The 18,362-nt window shown below is 71.8% G+C and carries 20 protein-coding genes; 14 read left to right on the forward strand and 6 right to left on the reverse strand.

All coding sequences use genetic code 11. The features are described from left to right. Positions 1–325: 325 nt before the first annotated feature. Entirely contained in the window at positions 326–1,075 is a 750-nt protein-coding gene (locus tag AB0C38_RS30825) for a phosphoglyceromutase (protein ID WP_360680122.1), read from the forward strand. A gap of 64 nt (positions 1,076–1,139) precedes the next feature. On the opposite strand, the gene AB0C38_RS30830 is transcribed toward AB0C38_RS30825, so the two are convergent. Together AB0C38_RS30830 and AB0C38_RS30835 are read right to left on the reverse strand one after the other, a co-directional pair. Continuing rightward, a complete protein-coding gene (locus AB0C38_RS30830) occupies positions 1,140–2,024 on the reverse strand; it encodes a hypothetical protein (RefSeq protein ID WP_360680125.1) in 885 nt (294 codons plus the stop codon). Then, positions 2,021–2,659 carry a DNA-binding response regulator gene (locus tag AB0C38_RS30835; RefSeq protein ID WP_360680128.1) on the reverse strand — a complete coding sequence of 213 codons (639 nt, stop codon included), beginning with the start codon at positions 2,657–2,659 and terminating at the stop codon, positions 2,021–2,023. Before AB0C38_RS30835 ends, AB0C38_RS30830 begins: the two co-directional genes overlap by 4 nt. A gap of 66 nt (positions 2,660–2,725) precedes the next feature. Here AB0C38_RS30835 and AB0C38_RS30840 point away from each other — a divergent pair, with 66 nt between their 5' ends. The 8 genes from AB0C38_RS30840 (at position 2,726) to proC (ending at position 11,329) form a co-directional block, all read left to right on the forward strand. After that, complete coding sequence (locus tag AB0C38_RS30840; protein WP_360680131.1) at positions 2,726–3,595, forward strand: oxidoreductase; 870 nt, start codon at positions 2,726–2,728, stop codon at positions 3,593–3,595. A 145-nt stretch (positions 3,596–3,740) separates the two neighbouring features. Beyond that, positions 3,741–4,982 carry an ATP-binding protein gene (locus tag AB0C38_RS30845; protein ID WP_360680134.1) on the forward strand — a complete coding sequence of 414 codons (1,242 nt, stop codon included), beginning with the start codon at positions 3,741–3,743 and terminating at the stop codon, positions 4,980–4,982. After that, positions 4,979–5,668 carry a response regulator transcription factor gene (locus AB0C38_RS30850; RefSeq protein ID WP_285482158.1) on the forward strand — a complete coding sequence of 230 codons (690 nt, stop codon included), beginning with the start codon at positions 4,979–4,981 and terminating at the stop codon, positions 5,666–5,668. Before AB0C38_RS30845 ends, AB0C38_RS30850 begins: the two co-directional genes overlap by 4 nt. Positions 5,669–5,780: 112 nt before the next feature. Beyond that, on the forward strand, positions 5,781–6,764 hold the full coding sequence (locus AB0C38_RS30855) for a Ppx/GppA phosphatase family protein (RefSeq protein ID WP_360680138.1): 984 nt from the start codon (positions 5,781–5,783) through the stop codon (positions 6,762–6,764). Positions 6,765–6,921: 157 nt separating this feature from the next. Next, complete coding sequence (locus AB0C38_RS30860) at positions 6,922–8,574, forward strand: hypothetical protein (protein WP_360680141.1); 1,653 nt, start codon at positions 6,922–6,924, stop codon at positions 8,572–8,574. 146 nt (positions 8,575–8,720) lie between these two features. After that, positions 8,721–9,533 (forward strand): sugar phosphate isomerase/epimerase family protein, encoded by an 813-nt coding sequence (locus AB0C38_RS30865; RefSeq protein WP_360680144.1) that lies wholly within the window; start codon positions 8,721–8,723, stop codon positions 9,531–9,533. A 134-nt stretch (positions 9,534–9,667) separates the two neighbouring features. After that, a complete protein-coding gene (locus tag AB0C38_RS30870; protein WP_360680147.1) occupies positions 9,668–10,495 on the forward strand; it encodes a thioesterase family protein in 828 nt (275 codons plus the stop codon). 24 nt (positions 10,496–10,519) lie between these two features. Further along, positions 10,520–11,329, forward strand: coding sequence for a pyrroline-5-carboxylate reductase (gene proC, locus AB0C38_RS30875; RefSeq protein WP_360680150.1), 810 nt, complete (start codon positions 10,520–10,522; stop codon positions 11,327–11,329). Here the strand turns inward: proC and AB0C38_RS30880 are convergent. After that, entirely contained in the window at positions 11,317–11,649 is a 333-nt protein-coding gene (locus tag AB0C38_RS30880; RefSeq protein WP_360680154.1) for a helix-turn-helix domain-containing protein, read from the reverse strand. The two genes, proC and AB0C38_RS30880, sit on opposite strands and share 13 nt — an antisense overlap. Positions 11,650–11,688: 39 nt before the next feature. Between AB0C38_RS30880 and AB0C38_RS30885 the strand changes: the two genes are divergently transcribed. From AB0C38_RS30885 to AB0C38_RS30905, 5 genes are all read left to right on the forward strand, one after another. Beyond that, the gene (locus AB0C38_RS30885; protein ID WP_360680157.1) at positions 11,689–12,243 is read left to right on the forward strand and encodes a carboxymuconolactone decarboxylase family protein; all 555 of its coding nucleotides are present in this window, start codon (positions 11,689–11,691) and stop codon (positions 12,241–12,243) included. A gap of 189 nt (positions 12,244–12,432) precedes the next feature. After that, positions 12,433–12,648 carry a helix-turn-helix domain-containing protein gene (locus AB0C38_RS30890; protein ID WP_013222402.1) on the forward strand — a complete coding sequence of 72 codons (216 nt, stop codon included), beginning with the start codon at positions 12,433–12,435 and terminating at the stop codon, positions 12,646–12,648. 166 nt (positions 12,649–12,814) lie between these two features. Further along, the gene (locus AB0C38_RS30895) at positions 12,815–12,916 is read left to right on the forward strand and encodes an AURKAIP1/COX24 domain-containing protein (RefSeq protein ID WP_007030867.1); all 102 of its coding nucleotides are present in this window, start codon (positions 12,815–12,817) and stop codon (positions 12,914–12,916) included. 255 nt (positions 12,917–13,171) lie between these two features. Continuing rightward, a complete protein-coding gene (locus AB0C38_RS30900) occupies positions 13,172–14,218 on the forward strand; it encodes an NAD-dependent epimerase/dehydratase family protein (RefSeq protein ID WP_360680160.1) in 1,047 nt (348 codons plus the stop codon). A gap of 74 nt (positions 14,219–14,292) precedes the next feature. Beyond that, entirely contained in the window at positions 14,293–15,312 is a 1,020-nt protein-coding gene (locus AB0C38_RS30905) for a lysophospholipid acyltransferase family protein (RefSeq protein WP_360680163.1), read from the forward strand. A 3-nt stretch (positions 15,313–15,315) separates the two neighbouring features. Here AB0C38_RS30905 and AB0C38_RS30910 read toward each other — a convergent pair whose 3' ends face one another. From AB0C38_RS30910 to AB0C38_RS30920, 3 genes are all read right to left on the reverse strand, one after another. After that, positions 15,316–16,224: an HAD-IB family hydrolase gene (locus tag AB0C38_RS30910; protein ID WP_360680165.1), complete on the reverse strand. Its 909-nt coding sequence runs from the start codon at positions 16,222–16,224 to the stop codon at positions 15,316–15,318. 75 nt (positions 16,225–16,299) lie between these two features. Next, positions 16,300–17,373, reverse strand: coding sequence for a DUF5667 domain-containing protein (locus tag AB0C38_RS30915; protein WP_360680168.1), 1,074 nt, complete (start codon positions 17,371–17,373; stop codon positions 16,300–16,302). Between the two features lie 115 nt (positions 17,374–17,488). Beyond that, positions 17,489–18,181: a sigma-70 family RNA polymerase sigma factor gene (locus AB0C38_RS30920; protein ID WP_155548730.1), complete on the reverse strand. Its 693-nt coding sequence runs from the start codon at positions 18,179–18,181 to the stop codon at positions 17,489–17,491. Positions 18,182–18,362: the final 181 nt, after the last annotated feature.

Here is an 18,362-nt window from a genome sequence, read left to right on the forward strand (position 1 = left end):
CCGGCGGGCCGCGGCTCGGCAGGGGGGAGACGAGCCGCGGTCGAAGCCCGAAACGGCCGGGGAGTGCGTGGAATCCGGCCGCTCAGGACGTAAGTCAACCTGTCAGATCTCGACCTGTAATCACAAGACTACTCACTAGTCCGTTCGAGTGAACTTTGTCCGCGACGATAACGGAGTGCAGCCTGCTGCCCGGATTTTGCGCGTTGTTGGCACTTGGACTTGATGAAGGGTGAGGTGTTACTCCGGGGTAACACACTCTCCGTAGGACACGCCGATGCCGGAGGTCACCGGTGGGCGCACTGGTCCGTTCTGGCAGGCTGGGGCCATGGCCGAGATTGGGACGTTGGTGCTGCTGCGGCACGGGCAGAGCACGTGGAACGCGGAAAACCTGTTCACCGGCTGGGTGGACGTACCGCTTTCGGAGCAGGGCGAGGGCGAAGCGCGCAAGGGCGGGACGCTGCTGGCGGACGCCGGGCTGCTGCCGGACGTGGTGCACACCTCGCTGCTGCGCCGCGCGATCTCCACCGCGAACATCGCGCTGGACGCCGCCGACCGCCACTGGATCCCGGTGAAGCGCGACTGGCGCCTCAACGAGCGCCACTACGGCGCGCTGCAGGGCAAGAACAAGAAGCAGACCCTCGACGAGTTCGGCGAGGAGCAGTTCATGCTCTGGCGCCGCTCGTACGACACCCCGCCGCCGGAGATCGACCCGAAGGACGAGTGGAGCCAGGCCGGCGACGCGCGTTACGCGAACCTCGGCGACAACGCGCCGCTCACCGAGTGCCTCAAGGACGTCGTCGAGCGGCTGCTGCCGTACTGGGAGTCCGAGATCGTGCCGGACCTGCGCGCGGGCAAGACCGTGCTGGTCGCCGCGCACGGCAACTCGCTGCGCGCGCTCGTCAAGCACCTCGACGGGATCTCCGACGCCGACATCGCCGGCCTCAACATCCCGACCGGCATCCCGCTGCGCTACGACCTCACGGCCGACCTGAAGCCGCTGAAGGCGGGCGGCGAGTACCTCGACCCCGAGGCCGCCAAGGAAGCCGCTGCCGCGGTCGCCAACCAGGGCCGCTGACGCTCGACGCCGTGAGGGGCACCTTCAGGGACATATAAGCCCTGAAGGTGCCCCTCACGGCATTTCAGGACGTGGTGACGGACCGGAGGCCGGACGCCTTCCAGCGGCCGTCGGCGCGGACCAGGTCGAGCGTGGCCGTCACGGGCTTCGTGGTCGTCTGGCCCGCGGCGTCCGTCACCTGCACGTTCACGTAGACCAGCACGTTCGCCTTGTCGCCGGTCACGGTCGTCACGCCGGTCATCAGGTCCGGCGGGACGACCGCCCGCACGCCGCCCTTGCGGATCCCGTCGACGTACGCGGTCTTGTTCGTCCGGTATTCGCTCAGCAGCGGCTCGGCGGTGACGGCTTCGGCCCGCGCGTACGAGCCTTCGGGATCCGCGCTGTCCGACGACGCCAAGGCGGTCACGGCCGCCCGCGCGCCGGCCAGCGCCGAGTCGCGCAGACCCGCCGCACTGCCGTCCTCGGGGTGCGGTGCGGGCGGCGGCTGGGCCGGGCTGACCGCGATGTCCGACAGGCGCCACTGCCCGCCGGTCGCGAGCGCGGTGAACGCGACCGTCGCCAGGCCCTTCGTCGTGCCGTTGACCTGTTCGAGCACGGTCAGCGCCCGCACCCGGCTCCCGGTCAGCTCGAGGGCCGCGGCCGTCAGCACCCGGGTGGTCAGGCGCACCGGCTGCGGGCTGCTCCGGACCTGCTCGAACAGGGCGGTGTACTGCGCCTTCGCGGTGCCGGTGAGGTACGTCCCGGCGGTCCGGTCGAAGGCGGCCTTGTCGGCGGAGTCGTAGCTGAAGACGGCCTCGGCCGCGGTCTTCACCGCGGCGAGCCCGGCCGCGGTGGCCGGGGCGTCGATCACCGCGAGGTTCTCGGCGCCCGGGATCGGGGTGGCCGTGCCGGCGACCGCCGAAGAACACGCCGACGTCACCAGGACCAGTGCCAGCAGCGCTCGCTTCACAGGAGACCGGCCTCGCGGGCCCGGGCCCCGGCCTGGAACCGCGACGACGCGCCGAGGAGCTCCATCAGCTCCGCCACCCGCCGCCGGTAGGTCCGCAGGCCGACGCCGAGGGTGCGCGCCGCCGTCTCGTCCTTGCAGCCCGAAGCGAGCTGTTCGAGGATTTCGCGGGCGCCCAGCTCGGTGAACCGCGCCTGGTAGGACTCCAGGTCGGTGGCGCCGGCCCAGGCCGCCTCGAACAGCGACTGGATGCCCTGGACCAGATCCGGGCTGCTGATCACGGTGTAGCTGCGGACCTCGCCGACGCTGTCGCCCGCGACGATCGCGATCCGCCGGTCCAGCAGGATCGTCTCGTTGATCTCGCGCTCGGTGATCCGGATCCGCGCGCCGTGCGTGGCCATGAACCGCAGGTGGCCGGCCAGCGCCGGGTCGAACAGCACGCCCGGCAGGTACATCTTGCGCACGTTCGTGTCGCGCACGGCCTGCTCCCGCTCGGGCGCCGTCGGGTGCGCCACCGACCACGTGTGCAGGTCGCGGGCCGCGCACGAAACCTCCGTCGCGGCCGCGAACAGGTGGGCCGTCCGCTCGAACAGCTCGGCTTCGCCCCGCACCACGACTACGTCACTGACTCTCTCCACGTATTCCAGTCTGGCAGCAAAGTGCCATTCCCGGCGGCGGTCGGGCCAGGTCGCGAGGCTGGAGCCATGACCACGAACACCTCTCCCGCCGCCGCGGCGGGTACCTGGAAGCTCGGCTCCTTCGAAGTCAACCGGCTCGGCTTCGGCGCCATGCGCCTGATGTCCACTTCGGACGGCGGCATCCGTGACCGCGAGACGTCGATCGCCGTGCTCCGCCGCGCCGTCGAGCTCGGCGTCAACCACATCGACACCGCCGTCTTCTACTTCGCCGGGCCGCGCTCGGCGAACGAGCTGATCAACCGCGCCCTCGCGCCGTACGACGACCTGACGATCACCACCAAGGTCGGGCCGGGCCGCGACTTCACCGGCGCGTTCTACACCGCCCGGCCGGACCAGCTGCGGGCCCAGGTCGAAGAGAACCTCCGTGAGCTGGGCATCGACCACCTCGACGTCGCCAACTACCGGATCGGCGAAGGCCTCGACCGCGGGGAGGGTTCGCTCGCCGACGGCTTCGGCGCCCTCGCGGAGCTGCGCGAGGCGGGCCTCATCCGCGAGCTGGGCATCTCCAACGTCGCGCCGCACCACCTGACGGAGGCGCTCGAAATCGCGCCGGTCGTCTGCGTCCAGAACCAGTACGGGCTCACCGCGCGCCGGGAGGACGACGAGATCGTCCGGATGTGCGCCGAGCGCGGGATCGCCTTCGTGCCGTTCTTCGCCGTCGCGAGCGGGCAGGGCGAGGACGCGCGCGTCGCCGAAGTCGCGCGCCGGCACGACGCCACCCCGGCCCAGATCCGGCTCGCGTGGACCCTCCACCAAGGACCGCACGTGCTCGCGATCCCGGGCACCGGCGACGTCGCGCACCTCGAGCAGAACGTCGCCGCGGCGGCCTTGGAGCTCTCCGACGATGACCTGAAAACCCTCGACGCCACCGGGTGAATCACCCGGAATGTCTCGCCGGGGAATCGATCGGGTGAACGTGGGCTGACGCCCCGGCGAACAAGTCCTCCCCAGGTGTCGCGGTGCTCACGACAAGGCGGCCAACGCTAGGCCGAAGGGCCACATCACAGCTTACGATCGGCCTGTGACCACGCCTGTTTCACTCGCACTGGCCATCGGAGCTCTGGTGGCCGGTGCGGTGGTCGGCTACCTCGTCGCGCGGGCACGGACCCGGCGCGAGGAGGCCCGGCCGCCGGGCCCGACCGTCGCGGAGCTCCTCGAACGGCTGGTCCGCTCGTCCCACAACGGCGTCGTTGTCCTCAACCGGTTCGGCGACATGGTGCTGCACAACCCGCGCGCCTACGAGCTGGGCCTGGTGAAGGTCAACCAGGCCGACCCGCGGGCCCGCAAGGCCGCCGAACAGGTCGCCGAGACCGACGAGCCGATGGAGATCGACCTTTCGCCGCTCGAAGCGCGCGGGCGCCAGCCGGAAGCGGTGCTCGGCGAGGTCCGGCCCCTCGGCGACGGATTCGCCGTCGTCGAGGCCGTCGACCACTCCGAGGCCATCCGGCTGGAGGCCGTGCGCCGCGACTTCGTCGCCAACGTCAGCCACGAGCTCAAGACCCCGGTCGGCGCGATCGCGCTGCTCACCGAGGCCGTGCTCGACGCCGCCGAGGACGTCGAGGAGGTCCGCCGCTTCGGCGGCAAGATCCTCCGCGAGTCCACCCGGCTCGGCCAGCTCGTCACCGAGCTGATCGCCCTTTCGCGGCTGCAGGGCGCCGAGCGGCTGCCGGACCTCAACGTCGTCGAGGTCGACGCGGTCGTCCGCGAGGCGCTCGGCCGGACGACGCTCTCGGCCGAGTCGGCCGACATCCGCGTCACCACCGACACCCCCAGCGGCCTGCTCGTCGAGGGCGACCGGACGCTGCTGGTCACCGCGCTGTCCAACCTGCTCGAGAACGCCGTCGCGTACTCGCCGGCCGGCAGCCCCGTGTCGATCTCCCGCCGGCTCGCCGACGGGATGGTCGAGATCGCCGTCACCGACCGCGGGATCGGCATCGCCGAGGACGAGCAGCAGCGCGTGTTCGAGCGCTTCTACCGCGCCGACAAGGCCCGCTCGCGCGCCACCGGCGGCACCGGCCTGGGCCTGGCGATCGTCAAGCACGTCGCGGCCAACCACGGCGGCTCGGTCGGGCTGTGGAGCCGGCCGGGCACCGGCTCGACGTTCACCCTGCGCATCCCCGCGCACGTCCGTCCCGACCCGGCACCCGAGCCGGCGCGGGCCACCAAGACCTCGCCGGCACCACGGCAGGAGAAGACCCCCGAGCGCACCCCGAGGCTCGTGGTTACCGGGCAGGACAGCCCAGATCATGGAGGAAACCTGTGACCAGGGTTCTCATCGTCGAGGACGAGGAGTCGTTCGCCGACCCCCTCGCCTTCCTGCTGCGCAAGGAAGGGTTCACCGCGGCCGTCGCGGGCACGGGCCAGGCCGCGCTGGAGGAGTTCGACCGCAACGGCGCCGACATCGTGCTGCTCGACCTGATGCTGCCGGGGATGAGCGGCACCGACGTCTGCAAGCAGCTGCGCCAGCGCTCGGCCGTTCCGGTGATCATGGTGACCGCCCGCGACAGCGAGATCGACAAGGTCGTCGGGCTGGAGCTCGGCGCGGACGACTACGTGACGAAGCCGTACTCGGCGCGCGAGCTGATCGCCCGGGTCCGGGCCGTGCTGCGCCGCGGCGGCGAGCCCGGCTCCGAAGGGGAGCTGGCGCCGCTGGTGCTCTCGGCCGGCCCGGTGCGGATGGACGTCGAGCGGCACGTCGTGACCGTGGACGGTGGCGAGGTTTCGCTCCCGCTCAAGGAGTTCGACCTGCTCGAATACCTGCTCCGCAACGTCGGCCGCGTGCTGACCCGCGGCCAGCTCATCGACCGGGTGTGGGGCGCGGACTACGTCGGCGACACGAAGACGCTGGACGTCCACGTGAAGCGGCTGCGCTCGAAGATCGAGCCGGACCCGGGTTCGCCGCGGCACCTGGTGACGGTCCGCGGTCTCGGCTACAAGTTCGAGACGTAAGACCCGTTTCGGGCGGTATCGCCCCCGCGCAGGCGCGCCGGGGCGCTACCGCACCGAGTGTTGTTGGTTACAAGTTCGAGACCTGGCGCTGGGCCCGGTACCCTGGACCCCCGTGCGCCTAGGGGTACTCGACGTCGGTTCCAACACCGTCCACCTGCTCGTGGTCGACGCCCACCGTGGCGCCCACCCGACGCCGATGCATTCCGAAAAGTCCGTGCTCCGCCTGGCCGAGCAGCTCACCCCCGGTGGCGAGCTCAGCAAGGCCGGCGCCGACGACCTGGTGACCGCGGTCGAGTCCGCGAAGGAAGCCGCCGCCCGGCTCGGCTGCGAAGAGGTCATGGCCTTCGCCACCTCCGCGGTCCGCGAAGCGAAGAACTCCGCCAAGGTGCTGGCCCGCGTGGCCGACAAGACCGGCGTCGAGCTGCAGGTTCTCTCCGGGGTCGACGAAGCGCGGCTCACCTTCCTCGCCGTCCGCCGCTGGTACGGCTGGTCGGCCGGGCAGCTGCTGGTGCTCGACATCGGCGGCGGCTCGCTGGAGATCGCGATGGGCCGCGACGAAGAGCCCGTCCTCGCCGAATCGCTGCCCCTGGGCGCCGGCCGGACCACGCGCACCCGCTTCAAGCACGACCCGCCGACGCGCTCCGAGCTCGTCGCGACGTCGGCGTGGCTCGACGACCAGCTCACCGAGCTCGCGCGGAAGGTCACCAAATGGGGTGAACCCGACCGGGTCGTCGCCACGTCGAAGACGTTCCGGTCGCTCGCCCGGCTGACCGGCGCCGCCCCCTCGGCGGCGGGCCCGCGCGTGCGACGTACGCTCACCGACACCGCATTGCGCCAGCTCCTGGCCTTCATTTCACGGATGCCCTCGGCCGATCTCGCACAGCTCGAGGGCGTCAGCTCGAGCCGGTCGCACCAGCTGGTGGCGGGCGCACTCGTCGCGCAGGCCACGATGCGGGCGCTCGGTTTGCCGGAACTCGAGATCTGCCCGTGGGCTCTGCGAGAAGGTGTCATCCTGCGGCGGCTGGACCATTCCACCGGCGCGGATGAAACTGGAGCCGCCCTCGTGGCGCGCTTCGGCGCACAGGAGGACCGGTGAAAGCAGGCGGCTGGACTTCCCGGAATGTTGACGGGCACGGTGGAGAGGTGACGGACATGCAGAGGTCGGCGTTCAGCGCGCGCGGCGCCGCCGGCGTGCCGTCGTTTACCGCTTCACCGAGTGCCGAGGAGCCGGAGCGCGCAGGGGACGACCAGGTATGACGGACCAGACCGGAGGCGACCAGCCGCAGAAGACCGTGGCTGAGCTGCTCGCCCAGCACGGTGCCCAGGTCGACGGCGGTAGCCGCCGTCGCCGGCGGCGCGCGGCCGAGGACGACGACGAGCCCGCCACCCCGGAGACCCCGCCCGGCGCGACCGGTTCCCACCGGCGCCCGGGGGTGAGCGACACCGGCCCGCAGGCGATCATCGACCGGGTCGCCGGTGAAGGCACGCCGCCGCCGGCGAACCGGCCCGCCGGGCGCCGTCGCGCCGAACCGCCGTCCCCGCCGCCGCCCGCACCCCGCGCGGTCCCGCAGGACTCCCAGCCGCTGCCGCGGCCGGTCCCGCCGCCCCCGGGCCGGCCCGCCCCGGGCGGCGCCGAGTCCAGCCAGTACCAGCGCCCGCCGGCGCCGCCGCAGCAGTCGGGCCAGTACGCCCGGCCGCCGCAGGACTCCGGCCAGTTCGCCGGCCCGCCGCCGCGGCCGCCGCAGGAGTCCGGGCAGTTCGCGAGCCCCCAGGAGTCGGCGCAGCTGCCCGTGCCGCCGCGCGCGCCGCGGCGTCAGCCGCCGCCCCCGCAGCCGTCGCAGCAGCTGCCGACCCCGCCGCCGCCCGCGGCCGAGGAGACCCGCAACGCCGTCCCGCCGGTCCGGCGCCGCCCGCCCCCGCAGCCTTCCCAGCAGCTGCCCACCCCGCCGCCGCAGCCGTCGCAGCAACTGCCGACGCCGCCGCCGAGCGGCCCGCTGTCGGCCCGGCTGGACGGCCTCAACGGCACCCCGGACGCCGACATCGACGTCCCGGGCCCGATGGCCAGTGGCACTTTCGCGCCGCCGCCGGCCGCACCCGGCCGCCCGCGCCGCGGCCCGGCGCGCCGTCCGCAGCCGCAGCAGGAGGCGTACACCGAGCAGTTCGACGCGGTGGCCGGCGAACCGCTGCTCCCGCCGGCGCCGGGCAAGAAGAAGCCCGACGGGCCCGAACCGTCGTCGCCGGGCGGGCTCGCGAACTGGCGCAAGCGCCGGCAGAAGGAGCAGCTGGAGGACACCGAGATCGGCGTCATGCCGGTGGTGCCCACCGGCACCCCGGACGACGGCTACCCCGAGGACGACTTCGAGCCCGAGGGCTTCGCGCCGGAGAGCAGCGGCTACCAGGCCGCCTACGACGCGGGCCCGCCGACGGGCACGTACCCGCCGCCGATGCCGTTCGCCCCGGGCGACCGCGCCTCGCGGGCGCCGGTCCCGGACGACCTCGAGCCCTACGAGCGCGAGTTCGCCGACGGCTACCCGGCCGGCGGCCCGGACTTCGAGCAGGACGAATACGGCTACGAGCAGGGCTACGAGGACGACGAGTACGACGACGCGCCCGAGCCGGTCGCCGAGCCGGAGCCCGCGACGTCGCCCGGCAAGGCGTGGCTCGCGCTGGCCGGCCAGCTGGCGATGGGTGTCGTCGGCGGCGCGGCGGTGTGGCTGGGCTTCAACTGGCTGTGGGTGAACATCCCCGCGGCCGCACTGGTGGCGGCGCTGCTGGTGGTCGTCGCGCTGGTCTGGATCGTGCGGAAGATCCGCCGCGCCGAAGACCTGCAGACCACGGTGCTGGCGGTGCTGGTCGGCCTGGTGGTGACGGTCTCCCCGGCGGCGTTGCTGCTCGTCGGCCGCTGACGTTCGCTCGCCGGACGTCATGAACGACTCGTTCATGACGTCCGGCGAGGTGAACGAGTCGTTCATGACGTCGTCGGCCGGGGTGCGGTGACCCGCGTCCCCCTTCGGCGCACGCCCCTGCTCCGCACCCTCGGTGACGAGGCAGGATGGCGCGCGTGACAGACGAGAAGCCGGTCCCCGTCGGGCTCAGCACGGCGTCCGTGTGGCCCCTCAAGGCCGGGACCGCCTTCGAGCTCGCCGCCGAGCTCGGGTACGACGGCGTCGAGGTCATGGTCTGGGCCGACCCGGTCAGCCAGGACGTCAGCGCGCTGCGCCGGTGGTCGCGCCGCACCGGGGTGCCCGTGCTGTCCATCCACTCGCCGTCGCTGCTGATCACCCAGCGGATCTGGTCGCCCGATCCCGAGGTGCGGCTGCGGTTGTCCGTCGACGCCGCGCTCGAGCTCGGCGCGCGGACCGTCGTCGTGCACCCGCCGTTCCGGTGGCAGCGCCGGTACGGCGACGCGTTCGGTGATCTCGTCGACGAGCTGGAGGAGTCCAGCGGGATCGAAATCGCCGTCGAGAACATGTTCAAGGTGCGCCCGCCGGGTGGTTCGAAGAATTCGCGCGTCTCCGCGTTCCGGCCCTCGATCGACCCCACGGACGTCGGTTTCCGGCACTACACGCTCGACCTGTCCCACACGGCGGCAGCCCGGATGGACGCCATGGCGCTCGCGGAGCGGATGGGCGAAGGCCTTTCGCACCTCCATCTGGCGGACGGCACCGGCCTCCCCAAGGACGAACACCTGGTGCCCGGCCGGGGTGGCCAGCCCTGCGCCCAGCTGCTGGAGAAGCTGGTCAGCAGCGGTTTCGCCGGGCAGATCGTGCTGGAGATCAACACCCGGCACGCCGGCACCGGCGCCCAGCGGGTCCGGGACCTGGCCGAGGCATTGCTGTTCGCGCGATTCCACCTCGGGCAGTAATTGCGCACTTTCGCCACGGACACGACTACTCCCGGGTCCATTAATCCCGGACGAACACGTAAAGTTCGGACTGTGAACCCGTCGCGCTCGTTGATCGTCACCTCTCCGGATTCCCCCATTGGTACGGCGCGTTCGTGAGCGGAACGGACGGCACCGCCGTGTCCTTCGACACGGCGAGTGCGGCGCGGTCGCTGGGGGACGGCACCTTCACCGCGGTGCTGCGTGCGGAATGGGCCATCGGCTCGCACCCGCACGGGGGTTTCCTGCTGGCCCTGCTGGCCAAAGCGGCGATCTCCGCGCTGCACGAACGGGGTGAGCCGCACGCGGAGCCGCTCGTCGTCAGCGCGGAGTTCCTGCACGCGCCCGCGCTCGGCCCGGTGCTGCTGCGCACGGACGTCCGGAAGGTCGGCCGCCGCGCGACGGTCGTCGAGGTCCGGCTGGAGCAGCGCGGCCGCAGCTGCGTCGAGGCCAGGGTGACGACCGGGCGGCTGCCGATGCGGCGCCCGGAGTGGACGGACGTGCCGTCGATGCCCGTCGAGCCGTCGCCGGGCGCGCTCGCCATGGCCGAGAGCACCGAGGGCCCGTTCAACCTGGCCAAGGGCTGCGAGGTCCGGCTCGACCCGGCGACCGCGGGTTACCTGGCCGGGCGCACGGGTGAGCCGCCGCGGATGCGGCTGTGGGTCCGGCCGCGCCACGGCCTGGTCGACCCGTACTTCACGCTGCTCGCCTCCGACGTCAACCCGCCGGTGGTGATGAACCTCGGCCGGATCGGCTGGGCGCCGACGGTCCAGCTGACGGCCCTGCTGCGCACCCGCCCGGCCCCGGGCTGGCTGCGGGTGATCGTCGAGTCGAGGTCGGTGCACGAGTCGTGGTTCGACTCGGACGCCACGGTGGTGGACTCCCAGGGCCGGCTGGTGTGCCAGGCCCGGCAGCTCGGGCTCGCCCCGGCACCGGGCGGCTGAGCCGCGTTTGGCACGCTTTACGCCATGACGGTCATCGCGGTGCTGGGTGCGGGCAAGATCGGCGAGGCGTTGCTCTCGGGGCTGCTGCACGGCGGCCACGAGCCGGGCGACCTCCTCTTCACCGAGCGGTACCCGGCGCGCGTCGAAGAGCTCACCGCGCGCTACGGCGTCCGCGGCGTCGAGGTCGAGGAAGCCGCGAAGCAGGCCGACGTCCTGGTCGTGGCCGTGAAGCCGCAGGACATCGACCCGGTGCTCGACGAGCTCGCGCCGCTGCTGAGCCCGTCGTCGCTGGTCGTGTCGCTGTGCGCGGGCCTGCCGACGTCGCTGTACGAGCGCCGCCTGGCCGAAGGCGTCCCCGTGGTGCGGGTCATGCCGAACACGCCGATGCTGGTCAACGAGGCCATGAGCGCCATCTCGGCGGGGCGGCACGCCACCGCCGCCCACCTCGCCGTCGTGCGCGACCTGCTCTCGCACGTCGGCCAGGTCGTCGAGGTGCCCGAGGGTCAGCAGGACGCCGTCACGGCGTTGTCCGGCTCCGGTCCGGCGTACTTCTTCTACCTGGTCGAGGCCATGATCGACGCCGGCATCCTGCTGGGGCTGCCGCGGGCGCTGGCCGGGCAGCTGATCATCCAGTCGGCCGTCGGGGCGGCGAAGATGCTGGCCGAGTCGGAGGAGCACCCGGTGCTGCTGCGCGAGGCCGTGACGTCGCCGGCCGGCACGACCATCAACGCGATCCGCGAGCTGGAGAAGCACGGCGTCCGGGCGGCGTTGCTCGACGCGATCGAGGCGGCGAAGGACCGGTCCGAGGCGCTGGGCAAGGCTCACGAAGACTGACGAGGCCGCCAGTCCGCGGCCCAGGCGTCGAGCCGCACGAGCGTCTCGAACAGGGACTTCCCCTGCTCGGTGAGCGCGTAGCCGTCGCCGGCGTGGTCGGCCAGGTCCGCTTCGCCCAGCTCGCGCAGCCGCGTCGCCAGCACGCTCGACGAGACGCCGTCGCACCGCTGCTGCAGCTCGCGGAACGTCGGTTTCGCGCCGTCGCGCAGCTCCCACAGGATCCGTAGCGTCCAGCGCCGTCCCAGCAGGTCGAGCAGCGCCATGATCGGGCGGCCGGTCGTCGAACCACGGACGGGGTGGCCGGGCAGGGGAGTCGTCATTGCTTTCCTTTCCGAAGCACCGATGTTAGCGTGCCGGTCATGCCTCTGAAATCGAAGCGGCCTCGGATCGTGCCTCTCGAGCCGCCGTTCGACGCCGAGACCGGCGCGGTGCTCGACGAACTCGGGCCGCCCCTCCAGCTGTTCCGCGTCTGGGCCCGGCGTCCCGACCTCGCCCGCGGGGTCGCGAGCTGGGGTCGCTACTACTTCTCTCGGCAATCCGCGCTGAGCGTCCGGCAGCGTGAGCTGGTCATCGACCGGACGACCGCGCTGTGCGGCGCCGGCTACGAGTGGGGCGTGCACGTCGCCGCCTTCGCCGGCAAGGCCGGTTTCGACGCCGAACAGGTCCGTTCGCTGGCCGGCGGGAGTCCGGCCGACGACTGCTGGGGCCCGGGGGACCGTGCGGTGCTGACCGCCGTGGACGAGCTGCACGCGACGTCGGACCTGTCGGACGAGGCGTGGGCGGACCTGGTGGCGGCGGCCGGGGAGGACGGCGCGCTCGATCTGCTGCTCGTCTGCGGGTGGTACCACGCCATTTCGTTCACCGTCCGGGCGCTCCGGCTCCCCCTCGAACCGGGTACTTCGTGTCCGGATTAGCCGTAATGGGCGATTGAAGCCCTCTTGCACGCGCGAGTGCTTGTGCGTTAGCGCTGGTAGGAGCCCATCTCGGTGACAGGCGTCGCATTAGTCCCACCAGTCCCGCTACTCTCGATAGAGCACGTGCGTGTCGGTACCACAGGTGGGGAAGCCTCGTGGCGCGACGCGTGTCGAAGGACGCGGTGAATCATGTCGCCGAACAAGAAGGAGGATCTGCCGGCAGTCGGGCAGGTCCAGTTCCTGACGGTCGCCGAAGTGGCCACGCTGATGCGGGTCTCCAAGATGACCGTCTACCGTCTCGTGCACTCGGGTGAGCTGCCCGCCGTCAGGGTGGGCAAGTCGTTCCGGGTGCCGGAGAAAGCAGTGCACGAGTACCTCCAAGGTGCGTATTACGACGTGGGATGAACCGGTTGCCGGGCACGCCGTGGCCAGCGGCGCGCAGCGCTACAACGTGCCCGCCGACCGGCCCGCGCGAGGTGACGGGTAACCTGGAAGACCGCTCGTGCCTGTGCGCTCCACCCGTTGGACGCTGCGCCGGGCAGCGTGACCGACGACGACCTAAGGAGCGCCCATGGGCTCTGTGATCAAGAAGCGCCGCAAGCGCATGTCGAAGAAGAAGCACCGCAAGTTGCTGCGTCGCACGCGAGTGCAGCGACGGAAGGCCGGCAAGTAAGCCAGCCGTGCGTAGCCGTGGCCCGTCCAGTCTCTGGACGGGCCACGTCCATGTGGTGGGCCCGTCCCCCCGTTCGAGTGAGGCCTTCGTCGCTTTCCGGGGGAATAGCGGTTAATAGCACGTAAGACAACCCTGAGCTACCACTGAAGAGCGGTAACATCTCAAGGGTGTCCGCGCGATGCTTCCAGTGAGTGCAGGCTCGCGCACTTCGGGTGATCGTCCACCCCCATCACGCCCTACGCCGCAGGGAGTCGCATGCCGTCGAACATCGTGCTCGTCACCGGAGTGGCCGGGGAGCTGGGCGGAAAACTCCTCGCCCGGCTGGGCAACAACCCCGACTTCGAGCGAGTCATCGGTGTCGACACGGTCGCCCCGGACAAAGCGGTGCTGCAGCGCATGGGCCACGCGGAGTTCGTCCGCGCGGACATCCGGAACCCCTTGATCGCCAAGGTGATCAGCACCGCCGAAGTGGACACGGTGGTGCACGCTTCCTGCACCGCGCACCCGGCCGGGCCCGGGCGGCGCACCGCGATCAAGGAAGTCAACGTCATCGGCACCATGCGGCTGCTGGCCGCGTGTCAGCGCTCGCCCCTGGTCCGCAAGCTGGTGGTGAAGTCGACGGCGGCGGTCTACGGCGCCGGCGCCCGCTCGCAGGCGGTGTTCACCGAGGACTCCGAGCTCATCCCGACGTCCTCCAGCGGGTACGCGAAGGACGCCGTCGAGATGGAGGGGTACGTGCGCGGGCTGATGCGGCGCCGTCCCGACATCACCACGACGCTGTTCCGCTTCGCCAACATCATCGGGCCGTCGACCGACACCGTCCTTTCGCGCTACTTCGCGCTGCCGGTCGTCCCGACCGTTTTCGGTTACGACGCCCGCATCCAGCTGCTGCACTCTTCGGACGCGCTGGCCGTCCTGGAGCGAGCGTCGCTGACGGACAAGCCCGGCGTTTTTAACGTCGGCTCGGAAGGGGTACTCACCCTTTCGCAGGCGATCCGGCGAGCGGGCCGGGTCGAGTTGCCGATGCCGCGGAGCGTGGTGCCGTCGGTCGGCAAGGTTCTGCGCGGCGCCCGGGTGGTGGACTTCTCCGCCGACCAGGTCCGGCTGCTGAACTTCGGCCGGGTCGTCGACATCGCCAAGCTGAAGAGCGAGTTCGGCTACACCCCGCGGTGGACCACGCGTGAGGCGTTCGACGACTACATCGTCGGACGCGGGCTCCGGCCGGTGCTCGACGGCGGCAAGCTGGCGGGCTTGGCCGGCAAGGTGCTCGTCGCCGCCGCGACGGGGCAGTCGAGCCGGTGAACAGGTCTTTCGGGGGTCCGGGTGGCGGAGCCCCCGGCCCGGAGCGAAGCTCCGGTTATTACAGAGCGCACGACTTGGACGACTTCGGAAGCGAGGCGGAGACGGTGGGCGGTGCCGAGGCGCAGGTCATCCCCCTGCACGGACCGGGCCGGGAAAAGCCGGAAGCCGAACGCGACCTCCGTGAAGAGGGAGCCGCGCGGGAGGACGCGCCGGTCGTCGCCTTCCCGGGCGCGGACCAGCCGGCGCCGGCCCCCGAGGTGCTCTCGGACGCGGCCCGTTCCGCGCTCGGCTTCATCCGCGACCGGCTGACCGGCGACTACACGGTCGACGAGTTCGGTTTCGACGCCGAGCTGACCGACGCGGTGTTCCTGCCGCCGCTGCGCGCGCTGTACAAGAAGTGGTTCCGCGTCGACACGTTCGGCGTCGAGAACCTCCCGCTCGACGGCGGCGCGCTCCTGGTGTCGAACCACTCGGGCACGTTGCCGCTCGACTCGCTGATGACGGCGGTGGCGGTCCACGACGAGACGGGCGGCCGGCACCTGCGCGGCCTCGGCGCGGACCTGGTGTTCCAGGTGCCGCTGGTGGGCTCGTTCGCCCGCAAGTCCGGCCAGACGCTGGCCTGCAACGCGGACGCGGAACGCCTGCTGGGCAACGGTGAGCTGGTCGGCGTGTGGCCGGAAGGCTTCAAGGGCGTCGGCAAGCCGTTTTCGTCCCGCTACAAGCTGCAGCGCTTCGGCCGCGGCGGCTTCGTGTCGGCGGCGCTGCGCGCGGGCGTGCCGATCATCCCGGTGTCGGTGATCGGCGCCGAGGAGATCTACCCGAAGCTGGGCGACATCAAGATCCTGGCGCGGATGCTGGGGCTACCGTACTTCCCGGTGACGCCGTTCTTCCCGCTGTTCGGCGCGTTGGGCGCGATCCCGCTGCCGACGAAGTGGAGCATCGAGTTCGGCGAGCCGATCCGGACGGACCAGTTCGAGCCGGAGGCCGTGGAAGACCCGATGCTGGTGTTCCAGCTGACGGACCAGGTGCGCGAGTCGATCCAGCAGACGCTCTACCAGCGGCTTTCGCAGCGGAAGTCGGTCTTCCGAGGCTGAGCCTCAGCGGCGGCGGTAGGCCATGCCGGCCGCCACCGCGCCGGCCAAAGCGCCCGCGCCCAGCACCGAGGGCACGCCGATCTTCGCCGCCTTGCGGCCCGTGCGGAAGTCGCGGATCTCCCAGCCGCGAGCCCGGGCCACGTCCCGCAGGCCGCCGTCCGGGTTGACCGCCACCGCGGTGCCCACCGCCGACAGCATCGGGATGTCGTTGGCCGAGTCCGAATAAGCCGTGCAGCGCTTGAGGTTCAGGCCTTCACGGGACGCCAGCGCGCGCACCGCGTGCGCCTTCGCGCGGCCGTGCAGGAGGTCGCCGACCAGACGGCCCGTGTAGACGCCGTCGCGGGCCTCCGCCACCGTGCCCAGCGCTCCCGTCAGCCCCAGCCGCCGGGAGATGATCGCCGCGAGCTCGATCGGGGTCGCCGTCACCAGCCAGACCCGCTGGCCCGCGTCCAGGTGCATCTGGGCCAGTGCGCGCGTGCCGGACCAGATCTTGTCCGCCATCAGCTCGTCGTAGATCTCTTCGCTGATCGACGTCAGCTCCGCCACCGTGCGACCGGCCACAAAGGACAGTGCGCGTTCGCGGTGGGTCTTGATGTCTTCCTTGTTCTCGCGGCCGCCGAGCCGGAACTTGATCTGGCCCCAGACGAAACCGGCCAGGTCCGACGACGTGAAGAACTTCCGCGCCGCGAGCCCGCGGGCGAAGTAGAAGATCGACGCGCCCATCATCATCGTGTTGTCGACGTCGAAGAACGCGGCCGCGGTCAGGTCCGGCGGGGCGGGCGGGCCGGGGGGTTCGGCGACCACCTGGGCGTGGGCGGCCTCGGCCGACGCCTCGCCCGCGAGCGCGGCGAGCCGTTCCAGCTCCTGACTCTTATCCCTGCCACGCCAAGCTGACACGCACACCGCCTCCACGTCCCTGCGAACGTCCGGATCCTTCGCACAGCGTAGCGAGCCGCCCACCGAGCCGTCGCAGGTGTGGCCCGGACCTCAGCCGATCACGATCGGCGGCAGGCCCGGGAGCAGCGGCGGGATCGAAACCAGTGGCGGCGGCCGCGTGGTCGACGTCACCGGGGGCCGCTGGGTGGTCGTCGGGTCCTGCCCGTACACCGGCGGCGGCGTCACCCCGCCCGTCGGCAGGGGCGAACCCGACGTCGCCGTCGTGTCCGACGGCGGCAGCTCGGTGCCGGTCGGCGTCGGGGTGCTGCTCTCGGCCGACGACGGCCCGGTCGACGCCGATGTCGGCTCGCCGCCGGACGAGGGAGCCGGCCGCTGCGTGCACTCGCCGGTCGCCGGGAGCGGGCCCAGCTCGTCGGACGTGCCGGTGGTGATCTCGTAGCAGCTCATCCGCGCGGCCAGCCCGCTCGTGCGCTCCTGGACCTTGCCGAGCAGGTCACGCACGTCGCCGAACACCGTCGCCGCGTCCGCAGGGAGGGCGGTCTGCTGCGCCGCGAGCCGCGCCGCCTGGTTCCGCGCCCACAGCCGGACGTCGGACAGCGCCTGCGCGCCGCCGCCGTCGCTGGTCGCCACCGCGGCCGTCTGGGCGACCCCGGCGCGAAGGTCGGCGGCGAAGTCGTCGTACGCCGTCTTGTAGTCGGTCGGGCTCGCGCCCTGCTCGGCCAGCTCGCCGAGCTCGGTGACGCGGTTGGTGGCGAACTCCAGGTGCTTGCGCGCTTTCGCCTGGTCGCCGAAGGTCAGGCCCAGCGCCGTCGACTCGCCGGCCCGCTTGACGCCGTACAGCGGGTCGCCCGGCAATGCGTTGCGCGAGAGCACCATGGTCAGGCCGGAGAGGACGAGGACCAGGAAGAGCGCGGCGGCCACCAGGTCGGCGGTCCGCGGCCGCCACCTCCGACGTGGGGTGGCCGCCGCCGTCTCCAGGCGGCCCGCGATCTCCGCGCGGATCCGCTGCCGCGTCTCCAGGTCCGGGGCCCCGGCCGCACCGAGCTCGCGCAGCGCGCCGACGAGGGCCAGTTCGTCGGCGAACTCGCCGTCCCGGCGTACCGGGGACGGCTCCAAAGCACGCGCGAACCGATCGATGTCGGCTCGCTCACGCGCAAACCTCACTGCGCCAGCTCCATCTCGGGCCCGTGGCCGGTCCTGACACCGGTCTGGCAGGAGTAACGATTAAGAAGGCGTCAGGGTTACCGGTTTCGGTCGATGGGCCGAAAACTTCGCGGGATCAGCGCAATCCGGTCGGCAGAAGTTGTGCCAAACGGCGTACCGCGCGGTGCTGCAGCGCCTTGATCGCGCCCTCGTTGCGGTTCATGATCTCGGCCGTCTCCGCCACCGACAGCCCCTGCAGGAACCGCAGGATGATGCATTCCCGCTGGTCATCGCCCAGTTCGGCGACGCAGCGCAGCAGCTCGGTGCGGGTCGCGCGGCTGATCGCCTCCTGCTCCGGGCCAGCCTGGACGCTCGCGCCGACGCTGAAGGGCGCCGAACCCGGCTCGGTCACCTCGTCGGTGACGACCTCGAGGCGGAACCGGCTCGACTTCACGTGGTCGAGCACGAGGTTGCGGGCGATGGTGACGAACCAGGCGCCGACGTCACGTCCCTGGTAGCTCACCGACGTGATCCGGCGCAGCGCGCGCAGGAACGTCTCGCTGGTGACGTCCTCGGCGAGGTCGCGGTCGCCCAGGCGAAAGAGCACGTACCGGTAGACGACGTCGACGTAGCGGTCGTAGAGCCGGCCGAACGCGGACGAGTCGCCGTCCTGCGCGGCGCGCACCAGGTCCCAGGCCTCGGCCTTCGCCGCCTCGGCGCGCTCCTCGTCGACTGCCTGCCTGCTCAACGGCACGGACGGCGATCGGCCGAACACGCGCTCGGCGAACATGAAGACGGGCCCACGGCTCACGGCGGTCGGCACGGTCATCGGGCGGCACCTCCGGCGGCGGCTTCGGCCCAGTGGGCCACGGTACCCCCGGCACCCGGACGAGCAGGGGCCTGCCGGCTCGCATGCCCCACGACCTCGTGGGCAGGCAAGTTCGTCACGGCGACTCCCTCTCTCCGGTCGCGGCGGTGATCAACAACACCCCGCGACGCAGTGCAGCATA

The organism is Amycolatopsis sp. NPDC048633 (assembly GCF_040650695.1).
Lineage (GTDB): Bacteria > Actinomycetota > Actinomycetes > Mycobacteriales > Pseudonocardiaceae > Amycolatopsis.